The following is a 24,174-nucleotide window of genomic DNA, read 5'->3' as shown; positions in this document are numbered from 1 at the left end:
TATAAATGCATGCCATCCCTGAGCATCGCGCGCCCAGTATTCCTTCTGTCTGCCGGCTCAGTCGTAAAAAGAGCGTAAAAAATCAGCCAGCGCCCCAATATTTTGTCAGTTAAGCAATTCGGGGCCGCTTTGCGGCCCGGCCAGCTCCCACAGGTACAGCGCAGACTTCAAGAGTTTACGTGGTCCCTGTGGGAGCTGGCCTGCCGGCGATGGTTTGGTCAGCCAGGTTGCGCCGCCAGGCTGTTGCTGACGTTACGCCCCAGCACCAGCACCGTAGCGAAACCGCAACCCACCAGGGCCGTGGCCAGGCTCAGCAACACCGAGCTGCCCAGCTGGTCGACGATCCGACCGCCGAAGAACGAGCCCAGTGCAATGATCACCTGAAACATGGCAACGAACAGCGGCATGCCACGTTCGACATCCTTGGGCGCGACGACGAACATCCAGATACTGGCGCAGGCCGGGAACGCGCCGAAGGCGAAGCCCCACAACCCGATCAGCATCGCGGCACCGGTCATGCCGGTGGCGAAGTGAGGGAACAGGGCAGTGCTGGTGCCGATCATCAGCGCTACCAGCAGCAGGGTGTGACGTACGCTGCGGTTGGCGGCGAAACCGGCAAAGATATTGCCGAATACCCCGGCCACGCCATAAAGCAGCAGCAACGAGCCAATGGTAGGCCCATCGAAGCCGGAGCTTTGTTTGAAGAAGGGCGCGACATAGGTGTACGCGGCAAAGTGCGCCAGGCCGATCAGCAACACGGCAATCAGGCCAACCCGCGCCTGTGGGTTGATGAACAGGGCCGGCAGGTCGCTGATGCGAATGGCTTTGTCCGGGTTGAGCCGCGGGAGCAACAGGATCTGCGCCAGCAGCACCGGTATGCCCAGTAGCGCGGTTATCAGGAAGGTCATGCGCCAGCCCATCAGGCCACTCAACCAGGTGCCTACCGGCACGCCCAGCACGGTGGCCAGGGTTACACCGACCATGATGATCGAGGTGGCCTGGGCTACGCCCACGCCCTTTGGCGCCAGGCGGCCGCTGAGGGCAATGGCCGTTGCCCAGAAGCCGCCGATACTCACGCCCAGCAGCACGCGGCCGAACAGCAGCAGGTTGAAGTCGCTGGCGTAGGCCACCACCGCATTGGCGATGATCATGATCAGCGTCAGGCCGATCAGCAGGTAGCGACGGTCCAGGGCGCCAATGCCCACCGACAGTAGCGGGGCGGCGAGGGCGGCCATGATGCCGGGCAGGGTGACCATCAGGCCGGCGTGGCCTGCACTGATGCCAAGGTCGCTGGCAACATCGTTGAGTACGCCCACCGGCAGGAACTCGCTGGTCACCAGGGCGAAAGCGCCGACGGCGACCGAAAGGATTGCCAGCCACTGCTGGCTGACGCTTTGTTGATCATGTTCGGGGAGGCCGCGAGGGGCCTGGCTGGCACTTGGCATGGTATTGGATTCCAAGAGAGGGATGTCGCCTGAAGCAGGCGCAAGGAGCGGGGGAAATTTGCCGGGGATTATAGGGGGCGGTTTCGCCTGGCCAACATGCGGGTCGCTCGATAGTAATCATCAGCGCAATCGATGAAACGCCTTGCGCAGAGCGCCCGCTGTTGGAGGGGAGAAATGCTTTGGTGCCTGAAGCCAGAAAAAACAGAGGGCGCTACGGTCGTGCCCACAACCTGAAGGCCAGCGCGATCCATGTGGGAGCGGGTTTACCCGCGAAGCAGGCGCCGCGGTGGATGACGGGTGCTTCGGTGGAGGACACGCAAGCGTCCTCCACATCACTTGCATCCTATGGCGATACCAGCACATCGCACTGGGATTCGTTCAGCACATGCTTGGTGACGCTGCCTATCAGCAGCTCTTCAAGCGCGCTTTCCCCTTGCTTGCCAACCACGATCAGGTCGCATTCCAGTTCTTGTTCCTGCTCGGCAATCCGCCAGGCAGGGTCGCCATGCACCACGATTTGCCGAGCATCTGCCACTCCGGCGGTTTCGCTCAAGGCCGCGAGCTGCTGGACCGCATCCTTGCGGATGACATTGCGGTAGTGTGCAAGGGTGTCATGGTCGATGTGGGCGAAACGCATGCTGCCTTCGAACGGCGCTTCGTAAACATGCAACAGAATGATCTCGGCCTGTGGGGCAATGGCTTTTGCCAGTTCGATGGAGCGCAGTGACGAAGGCGAAAAATCAACTGCAACCAGCAAGGTCCGGTAGGCATCGCGTGGCGCCTGCTTGACCACCAGCAAAGGGCAGGGCATGCGGTTCAGCATCTTCTGCACCGTGGAGCCCAGCAGCAGGCGCCGCGCTACGCTCTGGCCCTTCGCCCCGCATACCAGCAGGTCGCTGCGTTTATCCTGCACCACACGGGTGATCTCCGTGGTCACCGAGCCATGCGCTACCTGCACGCCAGCGGCGATGTCATGGCGCTGGAACAGCATTGCAGCCAGTGCGCGGATTTTTTCGCCAGCGGTATCCAGCACGCGCTTCAGCAGATCATCACCAGGTGCGACCAGCTGCTTCAAGCGCTCGAAGGGGGCCGGGTTGGCAACGTACAGCAGGTCCAGCGATGCCTGCTGCGCCTTGCTCAGGTGCGCAGCGCGCTCTGCCGCGTTGCGGGCGGAGGTGGACATGTCGGTTGCTACCAGTACGTGGTTCAGGTGGCTCATGTGGGACTCCTTATCCAAGGCCGCGCACAGTGATCGATGGCGATGGCCTTGAGCACAATGCGCATGGCGGTTTTCGATTCGTTCCTTGCTGACAGCCATCGTCGCGCGAACCCGGCCCAGCGGCTTGACGTGCGTCAAGGGAGCACTTCGGCTGATAGGCTCGCAGGGCTATTGCGATTGTTTGCATGAGTCAACTTGATGCTTTCCCGTAGCAGTACTAATACTAAGAGACTGCCGGGAGGGGGATGATCATGCAGATGCGCTTTGTTGTGGTTCCCGCTGTGCCGCTCAAGAAAGAGATTTACCCGCGTAGTATTGGCTTTCCCGCAACGTTAGGGGAGGGCTATGACCTTTATGACACACAGGAAAAGCTGCGCCTGACCCTCAACTACCCCACACGTGCCGAGGCGGAATTCGTATGCGCATCCCGCAACAGTTGCCGGGATGCCGACACGGCGGATATCGCCGGGAATGGTTGATGCTGTGGCGGACACCGGCGTAGCCGGTGCCATGCATCACATTGCGTTCTTCGCGGGCACGCCCGCTCCCACAGGGATTGCGCCCGGTTCAGGGCTTGCGGTCATGCGTGCTTGAGCGCTTCCACCAACTGTGCCTTGGTCATGGTGGAGCGCCCTTTGATGTTTTTGCTGCGCGCTTCCTTCATCAGGCTTTGCTTGCTCTGGGTTTCCAGGGAGCTGCCCGATGTGCGGGAATGACCTTGGCGCGACTTCGCCGCCCGTTTGGCCGAGTCCGACCGGGCAGTTTTCTTCTCGCTGGAGGATGTAGCCTTACCCGAGCCACCTTTCTTCTCGCCTCCACCGGACTGTTTGTTCACGGTGGCCCAGGCACGCGCTTCGGCCTGGTCTTTCGGCACGCCTTTGTGCTCGTAGCTTTCCTCGATATGTTCGGCCTTGCGCTTCTGCTTGTCGGTGTATTTGTCCTTGTCGCCGCGTGGCATGGCATTCACTCCCGTCTGGTTTACATGAGCGGTTGAATGCCGCGGCAACGCCAGAGTGCCCGGTAATCGACCAGCGGTGCCAGCAAACCGGTTGCCCTCTCTAAACAGTCATTCAACCGACACATCGAAGCCGTAGGGTTCAGACAGGAACCGCTCCAGGGCTCTGGCCCCTGATGTTGCCGTGATGGCGCCGCCAGACGGCTCTACCGTGCGGCCTGCCATTCATCGGTCACAAAGCTGTAACATTGCTGCTGCAAAGTGTGCCGGCCATCACACGGAGCGCTTTTCGATGATACGCCTGATGAAATCTGCTGCACTCGCCGTTGCCGTTTCTCTTTGCGCCACTTCGGCATCCTTTGCCGCAGAGAACATCCGCCTGACCGGTTCCGGCGCAAGTTTCCCGGCACCGATCTACCTGACCTGGTTCAAGGCCTTCAGCAAGGAAACCGACGGTGTCACCGTTGACTACCAGTCCAAGGGGAGCGGGGCGGGTGTTCAGGACTTTCTGAACAAGACCGTCGACTTTGCCGCCAGCGACTCGGCAATGAAAGCCGAAGAAATCGCCAAGGTCGGCGAAGGCGTGCAGTTGCTGCCAATGACCGCCGGTGAAATCGTCCTGGCTTACAACCTGCCAGGCAACCCCAAAGGGCTGAAGCTGCCACGCGATGTGTACTCCAACATCTTCCTCGGCAAGATCACCCAGTGGAACGACCCGCAGATCGTCGCGGCCAACCCTGAGCTGAAACTGCCAGCTACCCCGATCACCGTGGTCGTGCGTGCCGACTCCAGCGGCACCACTGCGGTATTCACCAAGCACCTGTCGGCCATCAATGCTGACTTCAAGCAAGCGCTGGGTGAAGGCAACACCGTCAACTGGCCGGCCAGCGACAAGTTCATCAAGTCGCCGAAGAACGATGGCGTAACCGCCACCGTCCGCCAGACCCCAGGCGCCATCGGCTACATCGAATACGGCTTTGCCAAGCTGGCCAAGGTCGACTTCGCCCAGCTGCAGAACAAGGCCGGCCAATACGTAGTGCCGAACGCCGAGAGCGGTGCCGAGGCGCTGGCTGCGGTGAAGATGCCGGAGAACCTGGTGGCCTGGCTGCCTGACCCGGACGGTGCCAAGTCCTACCCGATCACCTCCTACACCTGGATGATCTTCCGCAAGGACAACGGTAACCCGGCCAAGGCCAAGGCCATGCGCGAAATGGTCGAATACAGCCTGACCGAAGGCCAGAAGATCGCCGACTCGATGGGCTACATCCCGCTGCCAGCGTCGGTTGTCGACCAGGTACGCAAAGCGTCCGCCAACATCCAGTAACACGCCCAGGCGCTCCCGGTGTGGTCTGGCGGCCATGCCGGGTGTGTTTGCCCTCTGTCCCGGAACTTGCCCATGAACACTCCTTTTGCCATCCCGGCTAACCCCGACTCCGCGTGCCAGCCACCGTCTGCGAAAGACTTCCTGGTTGATCGCACCTTCCGTGCGCTTGCACGCATCGGTGTGGTGCTGGTGCTGGCGCTGGTCTTCGCGCTGGTCTACGAAGTGGGCCGCAAGGCACTGCCAGGCATCGAGAAGCACGGCTTTGACGTGCTGTTCGGCAGTGTCTGGGACGTCAACCAAGGCAAGTACGGTATTCTGCCAGCGATCTGGGGCACGCTCTACAGCGCCCTGATCGCCCTGTTGATCGCCGGTTTCTTCGGCGTCAGCATGGCCATCTTCCTGACCCAGGACTTCCTCCCGGCCCGGCTGGCGGCGGTGTTCCGCACCATCGTCGAGCTGCTCGCTGCCATCCCCAGCGTCGTCTACGGCCTGTGGGGGATCTATGTGGTCATCCCGGCCATTCGCCCGCTGACCACCTGGTTAAACAGCGAGCTGGGCTGGATTCCCTTTTTTGGTACTTCCCTGAGCGGCCCAGGGCTGCTGCCTGCCGCGCTGGTGCTGGCGATCATGATTCTGCCGACCATCGCCGCCGTTTCGCAGGACGCCCTGACCAGCGTGCCGATGAAGACCAAGCAGGCCGCCTACGGCCTGGGCGCCACCCACTGGGAGGCCATTCTCAAGGTAATGGTGCCATCGGCAGCTACCGGTATCTTTGGTTCGCTGGTGCTCGGCCTGGGCCGTGCGCTGGGTGAAACCATGGCGCTGGCCATGCTGGTGGGCAATGCCAACAACATTTCCCTGTCCTTGTTCGCCCCGGCCAACACGCTGGCGGCCTTGCTGGCCCTGAACTTCCCGGAGGCCGGCCCGAACGAGGTCGAGGTGCTGATGTACGCCGCACTGGTGCTGATGTTCATCACCCTGCTGGTGAACGTGCTCGGCTCGATGATCATGCTCTACGCCCAGCGGGGTAACAAATGATGACCAACCTCACCACCCCTGCAAACGCGTTGCCCAGCCTGCAGCGCAAGCTGGAAGGCCGTTCCCTGCGCAGCCTGGTGTTGACCACGCTGGCATGGTTCGCGGCACTGGTTGCCAGCGTGCCGCTGATCTCCGTGCTGTACATGCTGATCACTCGCGGTGGCGCACGCCTCAACCTGGAGGTGTTCACCGAGCTGCCACCCACCGGCTTCGAGATGGGCGGGGGCTTTGGCAACGCCATGGCCGGTACTTTCGTCATGGTCGGCATTGCTGCTGCCATCGCCGTCCCGGTCGGTATCCTGGCCGCGGTGTTCCTGGCCGAACTCGGCCCGGACAGCAAGCTGGCCAACGCCGCGCGCTTTGCCGCCAAGATGCTCACCGGCCTGCCGTCGATCCTGGCTGGCGTATTCGCCTATGCCCTGGTGGTGATGACCACCGGCACCTACTCCGCGCCGGCAGGTGGTGTGGCCCTGGCGGTACTGATGCTGCCCATCGTCGTGCTGACCGCTGAAGAGTCGATGAAGATGGTGCCCAAGATCATGAAGGATGCTGCCTACGGCATGGGCTGCACCCGTGCCCAGGTGATCTGGAAAATCGTCCTGCCCACCGGCCTGCCGGCCATCCTGACCGGCGTCATGCTGGCCGTGGCCCGTGCCGCCGGCGAGACCGCGCCGCTGCTGTTCACCGCGCTGTTCAGCAACTACTGGATCCTGCACGACGGCGACCTGGCAGTCATGAACCCGACGGCCTCGCTGGCCGTACTGATCTACAACTTCTCCGGCATGCCATTCGACAACCAGCTCGAGCTCGCCTGGGCGGCCTCGCTGGTACTGGTGATGATCGTGCTGGTAATCAACATTCTGAGCCGAGTATTCGGCAAGCCCAAGTATTGAGAAAGGGAGCATCCGACCTTGAACGTATCCACTGCGCCAAAAGCCGCTCCCGTGGTCAGCGAAGCCCCCATCGTCATGGACTGCAAGCTGGACAAGATCTTCTACGGCAATTTCATGGCCGTTCGCGACAGCCATGTGCCGATCCGCAAGAACGAGATCACCGGTTTCATCGGGCCGTCTGGCTGCGGCAAGAGTACCGTCCTGCGTAGCCTCAACCGCATGAACGACCTGGTGAAGGGCTTCCGTTTCGAAGGCCATGTGCACTTCCTGGGCCAGGACGTCTACGGCAAGGGCGTCGACCCTGTGGTGGTGCGCCGCTACATCGGCATGGTGTTCCAGCAGCCCAACCCGTTCTCCATGAGCATCTTCGACAACGTCGCCTTCGGCCTGCGCCTGAACCGCTACAAGGGCGACATCGGTGACCGCGTCAAGCACGCGCTGCAGGGCGCCGCGCTGTGGGACGAGGTGAAGGACAAGCTCAAGGTCAGCGGCCTGGCACTGTCCGGTGGCCAGCAACAGCGTCTGTGCATCGCCCGCGCCATCGCCACCGAGCCGGAAGTGCTGCTGCTGGACGAACCCTGCTCGGCACTCGACCCGATTGCCACCCGCCGGGTGGAGGAGCTGATGGTCGAGTTGAAGAAGGACTACACCATCGCCCTGGTGACCCACAACATGCAGCAGGCAATTCGTGTGGCCGACACCACCGCGTTCTTCTCGGTCGATATCTCCAAGGGCACCCGTACCGGTTACCTGGTCGAGATGGGCCCGACCACGCAGATTTTCCAGAACCCGCGTGAGCAGCTGACCGCCGACTACATCAGCGGCAAGTTCAGCTGAGGCCGCACGTGCCAAGGTGGCCGGGTGTTGCAGTCAGGAAGGCTGCAACACCCGGCCGCATTACCTTCCGTCAAGTGTTACCAGGGATTTCCAATGCCAGCGACGCGTCGTATTGATCTGCCAGCGGTAGAGCGCGCACTGCGTGAGGTGCAGGCCCGCTTTGCCGAACTCAGCCAGCATTTCACCGAACCGCGCGATCCGTTTACCGACGAGGTGCTGCTGAATGTGGTTGAAGGCTATGCCCTGATTGACGACTATGTCGCCCGGGGTGTCGACCTTTTCGACCTTCAGCAACTGAACCTGATGCTGGAGATCAACGCCACCGTGCTGTGCGGCAGCGACCCGGCACGCAGGCTGGAGTTTGCCCCGCACCTGGCGGCGACCGAGGCGCACTTTTTCAACAACGTGGAGGGCGGCATCAAGGACCTCTACAACTGGTATTGCTCGTACGGCAGCGATTCGATCTGGAAGCGCGCGGCGGGTGTCTACGTTCGAATTCTGAGCAAGCCGCAGCTGTTCATCGAAGGCAACAACCGCACAGGGTCGCTCATTGTCAGCTACCTGCTGATGCGCGCGGGGTTACCGCCATTCGTGTTGTCGCTGGACAATGCCGAGGGTTACTTCAACCCATCCTCGGTCATACGCAACTCTGCCAAGCATGGTGTCAAGGCTTTGTACGAACTACCCAAGATCAAGAAAAAGTATGCAGCTTTCCTTGAAGCGCACGCGCCTGAGCCCGGCAAGTTCTTCCTGGACGTCACATCCATGCCTGCGCGCGAGAGGTGCCGCTGATGCAAAGCTCTTCTCTGTTCCAACGCGGGCGGCAAGCCATCGAGCGCACGTTCAACCGCCCGCAGATACGCATTTCGTTCGATATCGACGACACGCTCGCCTGCCAGGCCGACCATGCCGCCGCCGAGGACAGCAAGCTGCCGGCGTTCCTCCACCGCTGGTTGGGTGAACCCCTGCGCAGTGGCACGCGCTCGCTGATCCGCGACTTGCGCCGCCAGGGCTGCAGCATCTGGATCTACACCTCGTCGGGGCGCACGCCGTCCTACATACGCCGTTGGCTGATGCTCTACGGTATCCGCGTCGATGGCGTGGTCAACAGTGACCGGCACCAGCATATCCTGGCCGTGAACGGGCTTGAGAATGCGCCTTCCAAGTTGCCGTCGGCCTTCGATATCGACCTGCATGTCGATGATTCCGAGGGCGTGCGGCTGGAAGGCGTGGACCACGGTTTTCGCGTGGTGGTGGTGTGCCCCAAGGATGAGAACTGGGCGCAGAAAGTGATGGATGCGGCGGTCGATGTCCAGGCACAGCTGGCCTGGCAGCAACCGCACCGCTATGAAATGCCGGTACAGCAGCGTTCGCAGGCCCTCGCTTCCTGAGGGCCTCAAGGTACTTTTCTCGTTACGCCTCTTCGCTACTTGTTGCCCCCCAACACCTCCATTCGCGGCTTCCCATTTTCAGCTTCGGCTTGACTCGTGAAATTTTTCATGTAATTTTTCATGAAAAATAACTCTAAAAATTTCACGGCAGTCTCAAACGATGAAGATGCACGAAGAGGTTGAAGCCCTCGCGATCCTTATTCACGACCTGCGCAAATTCAAGAACCTGACCCTGGGCGAACTGGCCGAGCGCATCAACCGCTCGGTCGGCTTTCTGTCCCAGGTCGAGCGCGGTGTTTCGCGCCCTACCGTGGCCGATCTCACCGCCATCAGTGAAGCGCTCGGCGTATCCACCGCGTACTTCTACAACCTGAGCAAGCCCCGCAGCGTCAGCTGGGTCACGCGCCCCCACGAGCGGCGCACGCTGTACCTCGAGTCGGGCATCACCGATGTGCTGGCTTCGCCCACCATCGGCGGCGCGTTCTCCATGCTCGACAGCCATCTCGAGCCAGGCGCCAGCAGTGGCGAGCTGTACCTGACCGACCGATCCGAGCAGGGCTGTTTCGTGCTCGAAGGCGAACTCACGGTCTGGCTGGACCACGGCGACGCCGTGACCCTGCAGGCCAACGACTGCTTCCAGCTGCACCCCCACGCGCAGTTCCGTTACGCCAACCTGACGGAAAAAACCACCCGCGTGCTCTGGGTCTTCAACTGAATTCGTTCACCTCACAAGGACAAGAAGATGAGTGTCGTCTTTCCGGATCTGCTGACTGAAGTGCGCTCGTTCCGAGCGAAACACCCAGAAATACGTTATGTCGACCTGATTGCGCTGGATATCCCCGGGCACTTCTACGGCAAGCGCTACCCCATGGACATGCTGGAAAAAGTCGCAGCCGGCACGCCGCTGAAGTTGCCGCAGAACTGCGTGTTGCTGGGCACCCAGGGGGGGCTCTACCCGATCGGTGACTACTGCTTCGCCGACGGCGACCCGGATGCCGCCCGCCGCCTGGTGCCGGGTACCCTCAGGCCGGTGCGCTGGGAAAAGGAACCGATCGCGCAGATGCTCATCACCTCCGACGGCACCGCCAAGCCCATCGAGTTCGAGCCCCGTGAAGTGCTGGCCCGGGTGATCCAGCGCCTGGCCAGGCGCGGCATTCGCCCGGTGGTGGCCTTCGAGCTGGAGTTCTACCTGTTCGACCGCAAGCTCGATAACGGCCTGCCACAGTACCCACGCGACAAGGCGACCGACGACCACGACGACCAGCCGAACATGCACATCGAGCGGCTGTCGCGCTTTGCACCGGTGCTGCACGAGATGGTCGATGGCGCCAACGAGCAGGGCGTGCCGGCGAACGTGATCACCGCGGAGCTGGGCCCCGGCCAGTTCGAGATCAACTTCTCGCACAGCGACGATGCCATGAGCGCGGCTGACTGGTCGGCGCTGTTCTGCCGCAGTACCCGCGGTATCGCGATGAAGCACGGCTACCGCGCCAGCTTCATGAGCAAGCCGTACCTCGATGCGCCGGGCAGCGGCATGCATGTGCACGTCAGCATGTACGACAACGCCGGCAACAACATCCTCGCCGGCGATGACCAGCGCAAGCTGCGCCATGCGGTGGCAGGGTGCCTGGAGTTGCTGCCCCACTGCATGCCGATCTTCGCCCCGAACCACAATGCCTACCGCCGTTACGGCGCCATGGTCAACGCGGCGAGCAAGGCCAGCTGGGGTTTCGAAGATCGCGATGCGTGTATTCGCATCCCCGAGTCCGACCCCCGCAACCTGCGCATCGAACACCGCCTCGCCGGTGCCGATGCCAACCCGTACCTGGTGCTGGCGGCCATCCTGACCGGGATGGAGCATGGCCTGGAGCGTGGCGTCGAGCCCATTGCCCCGCTGAACGACAACCGCCAGAGCGGCATCGAGTTCCCCAAGGATGCCTTCAGTGCCCTGGCGGCCATGCGTCACCACCCGGAGGTGAACGAGGGCCTGGGCAGTGAATTCGTGATGGTCTACTGCGAAAACAAATACCAGGAGCAACTGGACTTCATGCGCCACATCGATGCCCGCGAATACCGCTGGTTCCTGTAGCTGCCGGGGTCGGGGCAGCGCCGCTGCACCCTGCCTTTCTACCGTTTCAATACAACGCGCAATATGGATTTGCCGGAGGAAGATATGCCACGTGTGCCCGTTATCGGCATTACCGCATGCACCAGCATGATCGAGCTGCATGCAACCCAGACCATCAGCGAGAAGTACGCGCGCGCGGCGGCCAAGGCAGCGTGTGGGCTGCCCATCGTGATACCCAGCCTCGCAGACCTGATGGACAGCGCCGATATTCTCGACGTGGTGGATGGGCTGATCTTCACCGGTTCGCCGTCCAACATCGAACCGTTCCACTACAACGGACCGGCCAGTGCAGCGGGCACCCATCACGATCCGCTGCGTGATGCCACCACACTGCCACTGATGCGTGCGGCCATCGCCGCCGGAGTGCCGGTGCTGGGCATCTGCCGTGGTTTCCAGGAAATGAACGTGGCGCTGGGTGGCACCTTGCACCAGAAAGTGCATGAGACCGGCATGTTCATGGACCACCGCGAAAGCAAGGGTGAGCCCATCGAAAAGCAATACGGCCCGCGTCACGCCCTGCATATAGAGCCCGGCGGCATGCTCGACCGCATGGGTTTGCCAGCGGTCATCGATGTCAATTCCATCCACGGCCAGGGCATCGATGTACTGGCCCCCGGGCTGAGGGTGGAGGCGCTGGCACCCGATGGCCTGGTGGAAGCTGTTTCGGTCGAGAACAGCAAAGGCTTTGCCCTGGCCGTGCAATGGCACCCCGAGTACCAGGTCATGGACAACCCGCATTACCTGACCATCTTCCAGTCCTTTGGCAAGGCCTGCCGGCATCGCTCGGTACTGCGCCAGATGCTGTTGAAGACCGCCTGACAGCGATCTTTCCCAATTACAAAAAAAGTACCTGCGCAGCACGGCTGCGCAACTTGATGGAGTGAAGTCAATGAGTGAGCAGAATTCGCAGACCCTTGCCTGGCAAGCCATGAGCCGCGACCACCACCTGGCCCCGTTCAGCGATGTTCGGCAGCTGGCCGAGAAAGGCCCGCGCATCATCACCTCGGCCAAAGGTGTGTACCTCTGGGACAGCGAGGGCCACAAGATTCTCGATGGCATGGCGGGCCTGTGGTGTGTGGCGGTGGGCTATGGGCGCGATGAGCTGGCCGACGTCGCCAGCCAGCAGATGAAGCAGCTGCCGTACTACAACCTGTTCTTCCAGACCGCGCACCCGCCCGCGCTGGAACTGGCCAAGGCGATCGCCGATGTGGCCCCGCAAGGCATGACTCACGTGTTCTTCACCGGCTCTGGCTCCGAAGGCAACGACACCGTGCTGCGAATGGTCCGCCATTACTGGGCGCTCAAGGGCCAGAAGAACAAGAAGGTCATCATCGGCCGAATCAACGGTTACCACGGCTCCACCGTGGCCGGCGCGGGCCTGGGCGGCATGAGCGGCATGCACCAGCAGGGCGGGCTGATCCCGGATATCGTGCATATCCCGCAGCCATACTGGTATGGCGAAGGCGGCGACATGACCGAGGCCGACTTCGGCGTGTGGGCGGCCGAACAGCTGGAGAAAAAGATCCTCGAAGTTGGCGTGGACAACGTTGCCGCCTTCATCGCCGAACCGATCCAGGGCGCTGGCGGGGTGATCATTCCACCGCAGACCTACTGGCCGAAGGTGAAGGAGATCCTGGCCAGGTACGACATCCTCTTCGTCGCTGACGAAGTGATCTGCGGCTTCGGCCGTACAGGCGAGTGGTTCGGTAGCGACTACTACGACCTCAAGCCCGACCTGATGACCATCGCCAAGGGCCTTACCTCCGGCTATATCCCCATGGGCGGCGTGATCGTGCGAGATGAAGTGGCCAAAGTCATCAGCGAAGGCGGCGACTTCAACCACGGCTTCACCTATTCCGGCCACCCGGTGGCGGCTGCGGTCGGCCTTGAGAACCTGCGGATCCTGCGTGACGAAAAGATCATCGAGCAGGTGCACGACAAGACCGCGCCTTACCTGCAACGACGCCTGCGCGAGCTGGCGGACCACCCGCTGGTAGGCGAGGTACGCGGCCTGGGCATGCTCGGTGCGATCGAGCTGGTGAAGGACAAGGCCACCCGCGCGCGCTATGAAGGCAAAGGTGTCGGCATGATCTGTCGCCAGCACTGCTTCGACAACGGCCTGATCATGCGTGCCGTGGGCGACACCATGATCATCGCGCCGCCGCTGGTTATCAGCATCGAGGAGATCGACGAACTGGTGGAAAAAGCCCGCAAGTGTCTGGACCTGACGTACGAGGCTGTTCGCTGAGCGTCTGGGTCTGATACCTGTAGGAGCGGGTTTACCCGCGAAGCAGGCGCCGCGGTGGATGGCACGGACTTCGTCCGTGTTCGCGGGTAAACCCGCTCCCACAGGGATCGCACAAACTTCTGGAGTCTGGGCTAGACAGTCGCAGGCATATCGTCGCCGGCATCTTGCAATGCCGCGAAGCATCTTGCTTTGTGAAATGAATCATGTACTTTTCAGGGCATCAATTTTCCCATCCGTAGTCGCGATTCAACCATGAAAGTGCACGAAGAGATCGAAGGCCTGGCCGTACTGATTCGCGACCTGCGCAAGTTCAAGGGCCTGACACTGGGCGAACTGGCGCAGCGCATCGGCCGTTCGGTGGGCTTTCTGTCCCAGGTCGAACGGGGCGTATCCCGCCCAACCGTGGCCGACCTCACGGCTATCAGCGAAGAGCTCGGCGTCTCCACGGCCTATTTCTACAAGCTGGACCAGCCCCGCGAGCTCGACTGGGTCACCCGCCCTCACGAGCGTCGTACCCTTCACCTGGCCGGTGGCATCACCGATGTGCTGGCATCCCCCACGATAACGGGCGCGTTCTCCATGCTCGACAGCCACCTGGAGCCGGGGGCCAGCAGTGGCGAGGAGTACCTGGATGACAGCTCGGAGCAGGGCTGCTTCGTGCTCGAAGGCGAACTGACCGTCTGGCTGGATGGCGGCGAGCCGGTAACGCTGCGCGCCAATGACAGTTTTCAGCTGCAACCCCACGCGAGCTTTCGTTACGCCAACCTGACAGACAAGCTCACCCGCGTGCTCTGGGTATTCAGCTGAGAGGGGAATCCAGGCTGGCTCTGGAGTCACCAGGCAATCGGTGTCCCGTCCCACGCCCAGAATGTACCGCTCTGTTCCGGGCCGTGTCGGCTCACCAGCGCTAGGATGCATGTCGCTGCAAACGCCGGCGAGAACAGTTTTCCTGGCGCCACATTGCCCTGAAAGGGTTGGGAAAGGCGGGTGTCGGTGGTCCCGGGATGCAGCAACAGTACCGTGGAAGCAGGGTTCAGTCGCTTGAGCTCGATGCTCGCGGTACGCATAAGCTGGTTGAGCGCGGCCTTGCTGGCGCGATAGCTGTACCACCCGCCAAGATGATTGTCGCTGATCGACCCGACCCGCGCCGACAGCGCCACATAGGTCATCGGTTGCTGTCGCAACAAGGGCAGCAAGTGCCTGAGCAGCAGGACAGGGGCGAAACAGTTGGTCGTGAAGCTGGCCAGCAGCCCCGCCATATCTACCTGTGTCAGCGCTTTTTCGGCCCGCGCGGGCGGCGCTTGCAGCACCCCAAGCGTGCAAAATACAAGGTTCAAGTGGTTGCAGCAGGCTCCCACCCGCGCCGCCAGTGTTTGCAGTGCCACTTCGGAACACGCGTCGCAGTCGATGCGAACCAACTGTCGTGGGTGCTCGGCGAACAAAGCATCCAGCGCAGGGCTGCTGGTGGCATGTCGCGAGACGGCAAACACCCGTCCGATGTCGTCGCGCGCCAGCAGCTGGGTGCACAGTGCAAGGCCGATCCCCTGGCTGGCTCCGCAGACCAGTACGTTGGCGGGGGTATGAAGGTTATTGATAAGGCTCACTGAACTGCCTCCTTTGCCGGCGCCGACGCTGGTATGCCACTGTCACTGGCTCTGCCGAAACAAGGCCCTGAGACCCGCAAGTAAAAGTTGTACAACCTCATAAAAAACTGTACATAGTTTCTAATATTGTATAGGTATTTCACGTGCTCGAGGTCAGTATGGGGCACACAACTCGTTGGGCCTGGCTTTGCCTGCTATTGACTGCCCTGTCGGAGGCGGCGGACTGGCGAGCGGAGCTGCCGGCAGCGCAACGGCTGGGCGTCGGTGAGTTCAGCTGGTTTGGCTTGCGCCTTTACACCGCACAGCTCTGGGCGGCAGGTCCGGTCCAGGACTGGAGCCGGCCTTTTGCCCTTGAGCTGGCCTATCACCGAAGCCTGTCCAGGGACACGCTGGTACAGGCCAGCCTCGAGGAAATGTACCGGCTGGCACCTGAAAACGTGACGCCGCAGCGGCGCGCGGCGTGGTCCCAAGCCATGCAGCAGGCGTTTGTGGATGTACAGCCAGGCATGCGCATCACCGGCTTGTACATGCCGGGGCAGGGCTGCCGCTTCTACGTCGATGGCAAACTCAGCCGGGCGGTCGCCGACCCCGTTTTTGCACGGGCGTTCTTCGCCATCTGGCTCGATCCGCGGGCCAGGGATCAACAACTGCGTCAGCGTCTGCTGGGGGGCATGCCATGAATCTGCATAACGGTAACGCTGACCAGCCAGGGGTAGCCTGAAGATGCGCCTGGGTCTGGTACTGGGTGACCAGCTGTCCTTCGACCTGGCAAGCCTCAACGCCCTCGATCCTGCCCGCGATGCTGTGCTGATGGCGGAAGTGGAAGGGGAGGCCAGGTACGTGCCGCATCATCCGCTGAAGATCGTCCTGATCTTCAGCGCCATGCGGCACTTCGCACTGGCACTGCGCGAGCGCGGTTGGCAGGTGCATTATGTGCAACTCGATGATGACGGCAACAGCGGAACCATCGTTGGCGAGTTGCGGCGCTGGCAGCAGGCCCTGGGAGCCACGCATATTCACCTGACCGAGTGCGGAGAGTGGCGCCTGGAGCAGGCGTTGCGCGATGCCGCACTGCCGCTTGTGTGGCATCGCGACACGCGATTTCTATGCTCTCGCGAAGCTTTCGCGCGCTGGGCCCGGGAGCGCGGCCAACTGCGCATGGAACACTTCTACCGTGGCATGCGCAAACGCACCGGCCTGCTGCTGGAGCCTGACGGCAGCCCGGCAGGTGGAACCTGGAATCTCGATGGCGACAACCGCAAGGCCTTGCCTCGCCAGCTACGTGGCCCCTTCGCCGCACATTTCGCACAGGACGACATCACAGCTGCAGTCATAGCCCTGGTACGGCAACGCTTCAGCGACCACTACGGAGCCATCGACGGTTTCGACTACCCGGTGACCCATGCCGAGGCACAGCAGCTCTGGCAACACTTTCTGGATTTCGGCCTGGCGGCTTTCGGTGACTACCAGGATGCGATGGCCGAGGGCGAGCCGTACCTGTTCCATGCGCGCATCAGTGCAGCACTCAACATCGGGCTTCTTGATGTGCGTTTTCTATGCGACGGGGTCGACAAGGCCTGGCGCGAGGGGCGAGTGCCGCTCAATGCAGCAGAGGGCTTCATCCGCCAGCTGATCGGCTGGCGTGAGTATGTACGCGGCATCTATTGGCTGCGCATGCCGGAGTATGCCGCGCTCAATTACCTGGGTAACGAGCGAGCGTTGCCGGAATTCTACTGGACCGGTCGCACCCGCATGCGCTGCATGGAGCAGGCCATCGGGCAAACCCTTCGCTTGGGTTACGCTCACCATATCCAGCGCCTGATGGTCACCGGCAACTTCGCCTTGTTGGCCGGTATCGCGCCCACCGCAATCTGTGAGTGGTACCTGGCTGTCTACATGGATGCCTTCGACTGGGTCGAACTGCCCAACACGCTTGGTATGGTGATGTACGCCGACGGCGGCTACCTGGGCTCCAAGCCTTACTGCGCCAGCGGTCGCTACATCCAGCGCATGTCCGATCATTGCAAGGCCTGCAGTTACAGGGTTGACCAGGTGGCCGAGGAAGGTGCCTGCCCGTTCAATGCCCTGTACTGGCATTTTCTCATCCGTCATCGCCACCTGCTTTCGGCCAACCCGCGTCTGGCGCTGGTCTATCGAAACCTCGATGGCATGTCGGCTGACCGTCGCGATGCCATCTGGCAGCGTGGCCAGTCACTTTTGGCGCGACTCGATGCGGCGCAACCGATATGAAAAAGGGTCTTTTGCCCAGCAAGGTCTGCGTGGTGTGTGGGCGGCCGTTCAGCTGGCGCAAGCGCTGGTCACGTTGCTGGGAGCAGGTGCGCTACTGCTCCGAACGATGCCGCAAGTCAGCACCGCACCGCAAGGCGCACGAGCAGGGGGAGGGTAACGGCCCATATCGGCATCAGTAGCAGGCCGGTTACCAGTGGGCCCATGGGCAAGTCGACATTTGCCAGCCCCGCTCCGCCTACATAGGCCAGCGGGCCGCCAACTGCACCCAGCAGTGCACCGAGCTGCCAGTGCCTGTCGGCCCATGCCAGGCTATGGCGCATGCCGCTGGCCAGTACCAGCCACAGCAGCACAAGCCACAGCGGCAATGGCCAGGTGTCGAAGCTGAACACGCCCAGCGCGCCCAGCACGCTATCCAGCACACACCCGACCGGCGTTACCAGCAACAGCGCCTTGACCTCTGCGTGGACGGCCGGGCACAGGCTCAGATGCACGGCCAGGCCAGCAATCACCAGCATCGACAGGAAGGGCTTTTCGGCCCCCAGTACGCATAGCCACCAGCCAGCCTGTAGCCACAAGGCATTGGCGAGCAGCCAGCCACGGCTCATCAGGCACTGCCAGGCAAGGGCGCGCGCCGTGCCTGGGGCGCTGCCCAGAGCAGATGCGCGACACCGATGGTGCGCTCCTCGAAACCGCCTTGGCAGTAACACAGGTAGAACTCCCACAGGCGCTGGAACATGTCGTCGTAGCCCAGGTCCGTCAGCGCTGCGCGTGCCTGGCGCAGGTTTTCTCGCCAATGCCGCAATGTGTGGGCATAGTCCTGGCCGAAATCTTCCATGTGCAAGAGGTTGAGTGCGGTGTGCCGGCTGGCAGTTTCCAGCATCACGCTCAATGAAGGCAGTGCGCCACCGGGGAAGATGTAGCGCTGGATGAAATCGACCGACCGCCGCGCCTGCTCATAGCGCTGGTCGCGTATGGTGATCGCTTGCAACAGCATCAGGCCGTCGGCCTTGAGTAGCGAGGCGCACTGGCGGAAATACACCGGCAGGTAACGGTGGCCGACAGCCTCGATCATCTCGATCGAGACCAGTTTGTCGAAGGTGCCTTGAAGATCGCGGTAGTCTTCGCGAAGCACTTTCACCCGCTGCTCCAGCCCCAGGGCCTGAACGCGTTGCAGGGTATGGCTGTACTGCGCCTCGGAAAGCGTGGTGGTGGTGACCTTGCAGCCATATCGGGTGGCGGCGTGGATCGCCAGGCTGCCCCACCCGCAGCCGATCTCCAGCAGGTGGTCGGCAGGGCTCAGCTCCAGCTTCTGGCAGATGCGCTCCAGCTTGTGCAGCTGTGCTTGCTCCAGTGTCTGCCCCGGGTGTTCGAACTGAGCTGCCGAATACATCATGGTGGGGTCGAGCAGCCGCTCGAACAGGGCATTGCCCAGATCGTAGTGCGCCAGAATATTGCGGCGGGCACCACGCCTGTTGTTGCGGTTGAGTTTGTGCTGCAACCGCAGGGCAGGGCGGCCGAAGCGGGCCAGGCCCCCCTCGAGGGCGTCAAGTACCTCAAGGTTTGCGACGAACAGACGAGTCACCAGCGCCAGGTCGGGACTGCGCCAATAGCCGTGAATGTAGGCTTCGCCAGCACCGATCGAGCCATTGCCGGCTATCAGGCCCCAGGTGATGTCATCAAGGATCTCCACCTCGGCCTGCAACGGGCTGTGGGCGTCACCGAAACTCCACTGCTGCCCGTGGCTGAGCAGGCGCAGGTGGCCATGGCGCAGCCTGCCCAGCCGGGCGAGCACGGCATTTCGTGCCAGCCCGCCGAACAATGGCCCGAGGCCTGCGAACTTGCTAACGCTCAGGGTGGGGTTCGACATCATCAGGGTCCTCGCAGGAATGGCCGAGCGCCAGGTCACGCTGGCTGGCCGTGTGGTCATGGACGGGTGTGCGTTTGAACAGCAGGCGCAATGCCTGCCAGTAAATGGCCGAGACGGTGCGCAGGCTCATCCATGGGAAGGCCAGTACGTATCGGTGCACAGCGGCTCTATCCAGCGCCTGGCGTTGCAAGGCCAGGTCGGCCTCGAACACCTTGCTATCGCCTTGCCAGTTCTCCATGTGGATGCGCACATGTTCAGCGTCCAGGGCGAAGCGCAAGCGATAGTCCATGTGCAGTGGCATGAACGGCGACACATGGAAGGCCTTGGCGACGGTGAAGGGTCCGGCAAGGTTTCCGCGCACCGGCAGCACGTAATGGAAGCGTTCACGCCATGGTGTGTTTCGCACCTCCAGCAGGATTGCCGTCAGCCGTCCGTCGCGGTCATGGCAGAAATAGAAACTGACCGGGTTGAACGACAGCCCCCAGCAACGCAATTGCGTGAGCAGGTGCACCGGCCCCTCAGGCATTTCTCCCGTCGCGCTGCGCACCAGCAAACGTGCGGCCTGGGCCAGGGTCTCGCCCCGGCGGGTCTGGGCTGGCAGGTAATCTGCCTGGTTCCAGCTCAGCGGCGCCAGGCGCCAGCGCCACAGCCAGCGTGACAGGCCTGTCAGCAAGGCTTGCTCGTCCAGGTCCAGGTAGAACATGCCGATCCTGTAGCGGAAGGCGTGGGGGCGCGGCGCCAGGCGCCGGTGGCTGACCCAGCCCACGCAAAGGCTGCTGTTCACAGGTGCTCTCCGAAATGCGCGGCCACCTTCAACGCACTGACTACGCCATCCTCGTGAAAGCCGTTGCCCCAGTAGGCGCCGCAGAAGTAACTGTGGCGCTGGCCCTGCAGCTGCGCCTGGCGCGCCTGCGCGGCGCACGCCGCAAGGCTGTATTGCGGATGGTCGTACTGGAAGCGGGCAATGATCTGCGCCGGATCCACCAGCGCGGTCTGGTTGAGGCTCACGCAGAAGGTCGTCGGTGCCTGGATACCTTGCAGAATGTTCATGTTGTAGGTCAGCGCGGCAGGCGCCTGCTGCGGCCCGCCGAGACGGTAGTTCCAGCTGGCCCAGGCGCGCTTGCGGCGGGGTAGCAGACGGGTATCGGTGTGCAGCACCACATCGTTGCTGGCATAACCGATGGCGCCGAGCACTTCCCGTTCCTGCACGCTCGGCGCTTCGAGCAAAGCCAGGGCCTGGTCGCTGTGGCAGGCGAACACCACATTGTCGAAACGCTCGGTACCGGCAGCGCTCGTCAGGGTGACGCCACCTTCGTCGCGGCTGACCCGGAAAACCTTGCAGTCGAGGCGGATGCGCCCGGCAAACGGCCGGCACAGCGGACTGACATAGCTGCGCGAACCCCCTTCGATCACGCGCCACTGTGGACGTTGGTTGACCGACAACAAGCCGTGGTTGCGACAAAACCGCACAAAGAACGCAAGTGGGAAGCCGAGCATGTCCGCGCGGGACATCGACCAGATCGCCGACCCCATCGGTACGATGTAATGGTCGATGAAGCGCTGTCCATAGCGCTGAGCCCGGAGGTAGGCGCCCAGGGTCGCGTTGGCATCGATACGCTGGTTATCCAGGTCGGCGAGTGCCTGACGATTGAAACGCAGAATATCCCGTAGCATCCCCCAGAACCCCGGGGACACCAGGTTGCGGCGTTGGGCGAACAGGGTATTCAGGTCGTGCCCGTTGTATTCCAGGCCAGTGACCGGATCATGCACCGAGAAACTCATTTCGGTCGGCCGTGAGGCGACCTTCAGGTGGTCGAGCAAGCGGATGAAGTGCGGGTAGGTCCAGTCATTGAAGACGATGAAGCCGGTATCTATTGCATGGCGTTCACCCTGCCAGATCACATCGAGGGTATGCGTGTGGCCCCCGATCCATTTCTCGGCTTCGAAAACCGTCACCTCATGCTTGCGTGACAGCAGATGAGCGCAGGACAGCCCTGCAATGCCGCTGCCGATGATTGCTATACGCATGGATCATCATTCCTGTTCATGACGGGCAAGGCGTTGCCCAAGCCCCAGGCGCAGGCGCGCGGGCAGTGCGCCAAGCAGGCGCAATACCAGGATGAAAAGCCGGGGGAAGTTGATTTCCAGCGGGCGCTCGGGAAGGCGTTTGGCAATATGGCTGGCTGCGCGCTGCGCCGACCACAGCTGCGGCATGGGGAAATCGTTGCGACGGGTCAATGGCGTGTCGACAAAGCCCGGGTTGACGAGGGTGACGGCGATGCCTTCGCGGGCCAGGTCGATGCGCTGCGATTCCACCAGATAACGCACGGCTGCCTTGGACGCGCCATAGGCGCCGGCACGGGGCAAGGCCAGCCAGGTCACCGAACTGCCCATGACCACCAGATGAGGGCGTTGACCGGCGCGAAGCAAGGGCAGGGCCGCTGCCAGGCAGTAGCTGACAGCAAGGAAATTGGTACGGACCACACGCTCGACCAAGGCAGGGTCGAAATGGTCCGGCTCCAGGTACTCGCAGGTGCCTGCATTGAGGATCACCCTGTCCAGCGCTCCCCAGGCCTGCTCGATACGGGTTGCGATCCCGGCGACCTGTACGGGGTCGTCCAGGTCGCCAATGGCCAGCAGCACCTGCCCGGGAAAACGTTCAGCCAACGGGGCCAGACGATCTGCATGCCGTGCGCCCAAGGCGACCTGGTGGCCTTGCTCCAGCAGGCATTGTGCAAGTGCGGCACCGATACCGCTGCTTGCGCCTGTCAGCCAGCAGCGGCTCATGCCATCCGGCCTTTGAGCCATCGAATCGCACCGCCCATGACCGGAACATGTTCGTAGAGCAGGGCTGCTGCGTCGAAATAGTCCTGGTGAAAATGGACCCGGTCATGCCATTGCAGGTAACTGCATCCCTGCAAGCTGATCTGCTGACCGCGGGCCAGGCGTGGGTGGCGAAACTGCAGGGTCCAGCGCAGGTAACCTTGCCCGGGCATCACTTCGTCGATGCTGGAAAAGGCATAGCGAATGTCATGAGCGTTGGCGTACAACTGCGCGAAATAGGTTCGCAGAGCCCGCAGCCCCTGGATCTGATGCAACGGATCGCGAAAGGTGACATCGTCGCTGTACAGCTTTTCAAGGGGGCCGAGGTTGCCCCCGTCGAGTCTGCTGAAGTGCTCGGCGAATTGCTGCAGATACGCTGACATGCTGGACTCCAGGAAATCCTGTACAGAAATGGCTTGTTGTACAGGTATATCTGAAGTCTAAGCGTAAATCTATACAAGTCAACGATCTTGTATAGGTTTTGTTCAGCGCTCCGCCTGGCCCAGTTGTCGGCGCAATTCAGCCACCTCGGCCTCCAGCTCGCGTAGTTTCTCCTCAGCGAAAATCTGCGCTGTGACATCGCGCTGGATGCCGATGTAGTACGTCAACTGGTCCGCCTCGTTGTACACCGGCGTGACGGACAACTCGTTCCAGAACAAGCTTCCGTCCTTGCGGTAATTGCGCAGCACCTGGCAGCACGGCAGGCCTCCACGGATCGCCTCGCGGATGTTGGCAAGGCCGGCCTGGTCATGATCGTCGCCCTGCAGAAAACGGCAGTCCTGATACAGGATGTCCTCGGCGCGATAGCCGGTCAGGCGCTCGAAGGCGGGGTTGGCGTAGATAAGGATGCTGTCGTCGCCCTCCTGCTCTGCGACGACGATGCCATCGTTGGAATGCTCGACCATCAGTTGCATGAGTTTCGCGTTGATCATGGGGCCCACCTACAGGCATTTAGGATGCGAAGTGCGTAGCCTGGCCTGCGTGGAGAAGGCCTCGGCGCCGTTTGTTGCATGATGACCCAAGGAGGCTCGCCGCAGAAGGTGCATATGGGTTTAGAATGTGCCACCCCCCAGATAAACCCTCATCATGACTGACGCCACCCCAGCCGATTTGCTACCCATGCGCGATGTGGTCAGCCTGACCGGCATCAATCCGGTGACCTTGCGGGCATGGGAGCGGCGCCATGGGTTGATAAGCCCGCAGCGCACCGAGGGCGGCCATCGCCTTTATAGCGCTCGCGATGTCCAGCGCATACGCGACATCTTGCGCTGGACCGGCAATGGGGTGCCCATCAGCAAGGTAGGCGGCATGCTCGCAGGCCAGCCGGATGCGCCGGTGCAGCAGCACTCGGCGTTCGACGACTGGCGCGCTGCCGTGGAGCGTGCAACCAAGGCATTCGATACACAAGCGCTGGAAAGCATCCATGGGCAGTTGTTCACCGTCCTGCCCAAGGCCACCGTGCTGCGTGATGTGCTGATGCCAGTCTGGCATGGCCTGGCCTCAGGCATTGCGCCGGGCCAGCGTAGCCAATGGCTGTTTCTGGACATGTTCCTGCGCGCCCGCCTGCTGATGCGCCTGCAGATGAACCAGGCCGATGCACCGCGCGTGCTGCTGGCAGGCACCGAGGGGCAAGCCGAACTGCAGGTGTTGTGCACCGGGCTGCTGTTGAGCAGCGAGCAGCAACGCATCGAAGTGCTCGGTTGCGGGCAGCCGCTGGAAGAAATACCCATGCTGTGTGCAGCAATGCAGCCCGCGGCAGTGGTGATCAAGGTCCAGGTGCCGGTGGACCCTGCCTTGGCCAGGCGGCTGCGTTCGCTGCAAATGGCAATCGTTTGTCCGCTGGCCTTGATTGGCGAGGGATTGGCCGATTTACAACCAGCCTGGCAAGGCCTCCCGCTGTGTCTGCTGGACGAGCAGCGCGCTGACGTCGCACCCATGCTGAACGCCTTGCTCAGTGGTGCCCTGGACCTTTGACAGGGGCCCGCCGTAGTCTGCCGTACTGATCCTCGCCTGCTCCTGTGGGTTACGCCAGAAGTCTTGCCTCTGGGCGTAACCCGGTCCTGGGCCGGAATCATCACGCCGCGCGCGCAGGCCCAAAGCATCTGGCAGCCCCCTCCAAGGCAGCGTTTCTGGCTGTTTGCCAGCTTCTGAT

Annotated in this window: 27 protein-coding genes; 16 read left to right on the top strand and 11 right to left on the bottom strand. The window is 62.2% G+C overall.

The window, feature by feature from the left end; all coding sequences use genetic code 11:
• Positions 1–218: 218 nt before the first annotated feature.
• Together MJ643_RS02060 and MJ643_RS02055 are read right to left on the bottom strand one after the other, a co-directional pair.
• Positions 219–1,445: an MFS transporter gene (locus tag MJ643_RS02060; protein ID WP_013972141.1), complete on the bottom strand. Its 1,227-nt coding sequence runs from the start codon at positions 1,443–1,445 to the stop codon at positions 219–221.
• Between the two features lie 343 nt (positions 1,446–1,788).
• Positions 1,789–2,664, bottom strand: coding sequence for a universal stress protein (locus MJ643_RS02055; protein ID WP_208209602.1), 876 nt, complete (start codon positions 2,662–2,664; stop codon positions 1,789–1,791).
• Between the two features lie 245 nt (positions 2,665–2,909).
• Here MJ643_RS02055 and MJ643_RS02050 point away from each other — a divergent pair, with 245 nt between their 5' ends.
• Positions 2,910–3,143 (top strand): hypothetical protein, encoded by a 234-nt coding sequence (locus MJ643_RS02050; protein ID WP_013972143.1) that lies wholly within the window; start codon positions 2,910–2,912, stop codon positions 3,141–3,143.
• A gap of 101 nt (positions 3,144–3,244) precedes the next feature.
• Here the strand turns inward: MJ643_RS02050 and MJ643_RS02045 are convergent, their stop codons facing one another.
• On the bottom strand, positions 3,245–3,622 hold the full coding sequence (locus tag MJ643_RS02045) for a hypothetical protein (protein ID WP_024086821.1): 378 nt from the start codon (positions 3,620–3,622) through the stop codon (positions 3,245–3,247).
• Between the two features lie 289 nt (positions 3,623–3,911).
• On the opposite strand from MJ643_RS02045, the gene pstS reads away from it, so the two are divergent.
• From pstS to MJ643_RS01990, 11 genes are all read left to right on the top strand, one after another.
• Positions 3,912–4,943 carry a phosphate ABC transporter substrate-binding protein PstS gene (gene pstS, locus MJ643_RS02040; protein WP_003259756.1) on the top strand — a complete coding sequence of 344 codons (1,032 nt, stop codon included), beginning with the start codon at positions 3,912–3,914 and terminating at the stop codon, positions 4,941–4,943.
• 72 nt (positions 4,944–5,015) lie between these two features.
• Entirely contained in the window at positions 5,016–5,981 is a 966-nt protein-coding gene (pstC, locus tag MJ643_RS02035; protein WP_013972145.1) for a phosphate ABC transporter permease subunit PstC, read from the top strand.
• Positions 5,981–6,874 carry a phosphate ABC transporter permease PstA gene (gene pstA / locus MJ643_RS02030; RefSeq protein WP_024086822.1) on the top strand — a complete coding sequence of 298 codons (894 nt, stop codon included), beginning with the start codon at positions 5,981–5,983 and terminating at the stop codon, positions 6,872–6,874. The genes pstC and pstA overlap by 1 nt, the downstream gene beginning before the upstream one ends.
• A 75-nt stretch (positions 6,875–6,949) precedes the next feature.
• Positions 6,950–7,711 (top strand): phosphate ABC transporter ATP-binding protein PstB, encoded by a 762-nt coding sequence (gene pstB / locus MJ643_RS02025; RefSeq protein WP_031324478.1) that lies wholly within the window; start codon positions 6,950–6,952, stop codon positions 7,709–7,711.
• A 93-nt stretch (positions 7,712–7,804) separates the two neighbouring features.
• Positions 7,805–8,503, top strand: coding sequence for a hypothetical protein (locus tag MJ643_RS02020; protein WP_041506078.1), 699 nt, complete (start codon positions 7,805–7,807; stop codon positions 8,501–8,503).
• Positions 8,503–9,102, top strand: a complete 600-nt coding sequence (locus tag MJ643_RS02015; protein ID WP_024086825.1) for a hypothetical protein — start codon at positions 8,503–8,505, stop codon at positions 9,100–9,102. The genes MJ643_RS02020 and MJ643_RS02015 overlap by 1 nt, the downstream gene beginning before the upstream one ends.
• Before the next feature lie 160 nt (positions 9,103–9,262).
• The gene (locus MJ643_RS02010) at positions 9,263–9,817 is read left to right on the top strand and encodes an XRE family transcriptional regulator (RefSeq protein WP_013972148.1); all 555 of its coding nucleotides are present in this window, start codon (positions 9,263–9,265) and stop codon (positions 9,815–9,817) included.
• A 27-nt stretch (positions 9,818–9,844) separates the two neighbouring features.
• The gene (locus tag MJ643_RS02005) at positions 9,845–11,191 is read left to right on the top strand and encodes a glutamine synthetase family protein (protein ID WP_024086826.1); all 1,347 of its coding nucleotides are present in this window, start codon (positions 9,845–9,847) and stop codon (positions 11,189–11,191) included.
• 84 nt (positions 11,192–11,275) lie between these two features.
• Positions 11,276–12,049: a gamma-glutamyl-gamma-aminobutyrate hydrolase family protein gene (locus MJ643_RS02000; RefSeq protein WP_015270028.1), complete on the top strand. Its 774-nt coding sequence runs from the start codon at positions 11,276–11,278 to the stop codon at positions 12,047–12,049.
• Between the two features lie 70 nt (positions 12,050–12,119).
• A complete protein-coding gene (locus MJ643_RS01995) occupies positions 12,120–13,478 on the top strand; it encodes an aspartate aminotransferase family protein (protein ID WP_023661869.1) in 1,359 nt (452 codons plus the stop codon).
• Between the two features lie 252 nt (positions 13,479–13,730).
• Positions 13,731–14,285: an XRE family transcriptional regulator gene (locus tag MJ643_RS01990; protein ID WP_013972152.1), complete on the top strand. Its 555-nt coding sequence runs from the start codon at positions 13,731–13,733 to the stop codon at positions 14,283–14,285.
• A 26-nt stretch (positions 14,286–14,311) separates the two neighbouring features.
• Here the strand turns inward: MJ643_RS01990 and MJ643_RS01985 are convergent, their stop codons facing one another.
• The gene (locus tag MJ643_RS01985; RefSeq protein WP_023661870.1) at positions 14,312–15,082 is read right to left on the bottom strand and encodes an SDR family NAD(P)-dependent oxidoreductase; all 771 of its coding nucleotides are present in this window, start codon (positions 15,080–15,082) and stop codon (positions 14,312–14,314) included.
• A 158-nt stretch (positions 15,083–15,240) separates the two neighbouring features.
• Here MJ643_RS01985 and MJ643_RS01980 point away from each other — a divergent pair, with 158 nt between their 5' ends.
• From MJ643_RS01980 to MJ643_RS31440, 3 genes are read left to right on the top strand one after another with little or no spacing between them, the layout of a single operon-like run.
• On the top strand, positions 15,241–15,762 hold the full coding sequence (locus tag MJ643_RS01980) for a chalcone isomerase family protein (protein ID WP_023661871.1): 522 nt from the start codon (positions 15,241–15,243) through the stop codon (positions 15,760–15,762).
• Between the two features lie 43 nt (positions 15,763–15,805).
• On the top strand, positions 15,806–17,332 hold the full coding sequence (locus MJ643_RS01975; protein ID WP_023661872.1) for a cryptochrome/photolyase family protein: 1,527 nt from the start codon (positions 15,806–15,808) through the stop codon (positions 17,330–17,332).
• A complete protein-coding gene (locus tag MJ643_RS31440) occupies positions 17,329–17,511 on the top strand; it encodes a DUF2256 domain-containing protein (protein ID WP_003257620.1) in 183 nt (60 codons plus the stop codon). The genes MJ643_RS01975 and MJ643_RS31440 overlap by 4 nt, the downstream gene beginning before the upstream one ends.
• Here the strand turns inward: MJ643_RS31440 and MJ643_RS01970 are convergent.
• The 7 genes from MJ643_RS01970 to MJ643_RS01940 all read right to left on the bottom strand — a co-directional run bounded on the left by MJ643_RS01970 (position 17,449) and on the right by MJ643_RS01940 (position 22,954).
• Entirely contained in the window at positions 17,449–17,937 is a 489-nt protein-coding gene (locus MJ643_RS01970; RefSeq protein WP_013972156.1) for a DUF2878 domain-containing protein, read from the bottom strand. The genes MJ643_RS31440 and MJ643_RS01970 overlap by 63 nt on opposite strands.
• A complete protein-coding gene (locus tag MJ643_RS01965) occupies positions 17,937–19,199 on the bottom strand; it encodes a cyclopropane-fatty-acyl-phospholipid synthase family protein (RefSeq protein WP_024086828.1) in 1,263 nt (420 codons plus the stop codon). The genes MJ643_RS01970 and MJ643_RS01965 overlap by 1 nt, the downstream gene beginning before the upstream one ends.
• A complete protein-coding gene (locus MJ643_RS01960; protein WP_023661874.1) occupies positions 19,174–19,983 on the bottom strand; it encodes a DUF1365 domain-containing protein in 810 nt (269 codons plus the stop codon). The genes MJ643_RS01965 and MJ643_RS01960 overlap by 26 nt, the downstream gene beginning before the upstream one ends.
• Entirely contained in the window at positions 19,980–21,227 is a 1,248-nt protein-coding gene (locus MJ643_RS01955) for an FAD-dependent oxidoreductase (RefSeq protein ID WP_013972159.1), read from the bottom strand. The genes MJ643_RS01960 and MJ643_RS01955 overlap by 4 nt, the downstream gene beginning before the upstream one ends.
• Positions 21,228–21,233: 6 nt before the next feature.
• Entirely contained in the window at positions 21,234–21,986 is a 753-nt protein-coding gene (locus tag MJ643_RS01950; RefSeq protein WP_013972160.1) for an SDR family NAD(P)-dependent oxidoreductase, read from the bottom strand.
• Positions 21,983–22,405 (bottom strand): nuclear transport factor 2 family protein, encoded by a 423-nt coding sequence (locus MJ643_RS01945; protein WP_013972161.1) that lies wholly within the window; start codon positions 22,403–22,405, stop codon positions 21,983–21,985. Before MJ643_RS01945 ends, MJ643_RS01950 begins: the two co-directional genes overlap by 4 nt.
• Positions 22,406–22,507: 102 nt before the next feature.
• On the bottom strand, positions 22,508–22,954 hold the full coding sequence (locus MJ643_RS01940; protein ID WP_013972162.1) for a PAS domain S-box protein: 447 nt from the start codon (positions 22,952–22,954) through the stop codon (positions 22,508–22,510).
• A 154-nt stretch (positions 22,955–23,108) separates the two neighbouring features.
• Between MJ643_RS01940 and MJ643_RS01935 the strand changes: the two genes are divergently transcribed.
• A complete protein-coding gene (locus MJ643_RS01935; protein ID WP_013972163.1) occupies positions 23,109–23,996 on the top strand; it encodes a MerR family transcriptional regulator in 888 nt (295 codons plus the stop codon).
• The last annotated feature ends 178 nt before the right edge of the window (positions 23,997–24,174 follow it).

It is taken from the genome of Pseudomonas sp. PNPG3 (assembly GCF_023093815.1).
Lineage (GTDB): Bacteria > Pseudomonadota > Gammaproteobacteria > Pseudomonadales > Pseudomonadaceae > Aquipseudomonas > Aquipseudomonas asiatica.
Note: the sequence above shows the minus strand (reverse complement) of the source record. Positions and strands in the feature narration are given on the sequence as shown.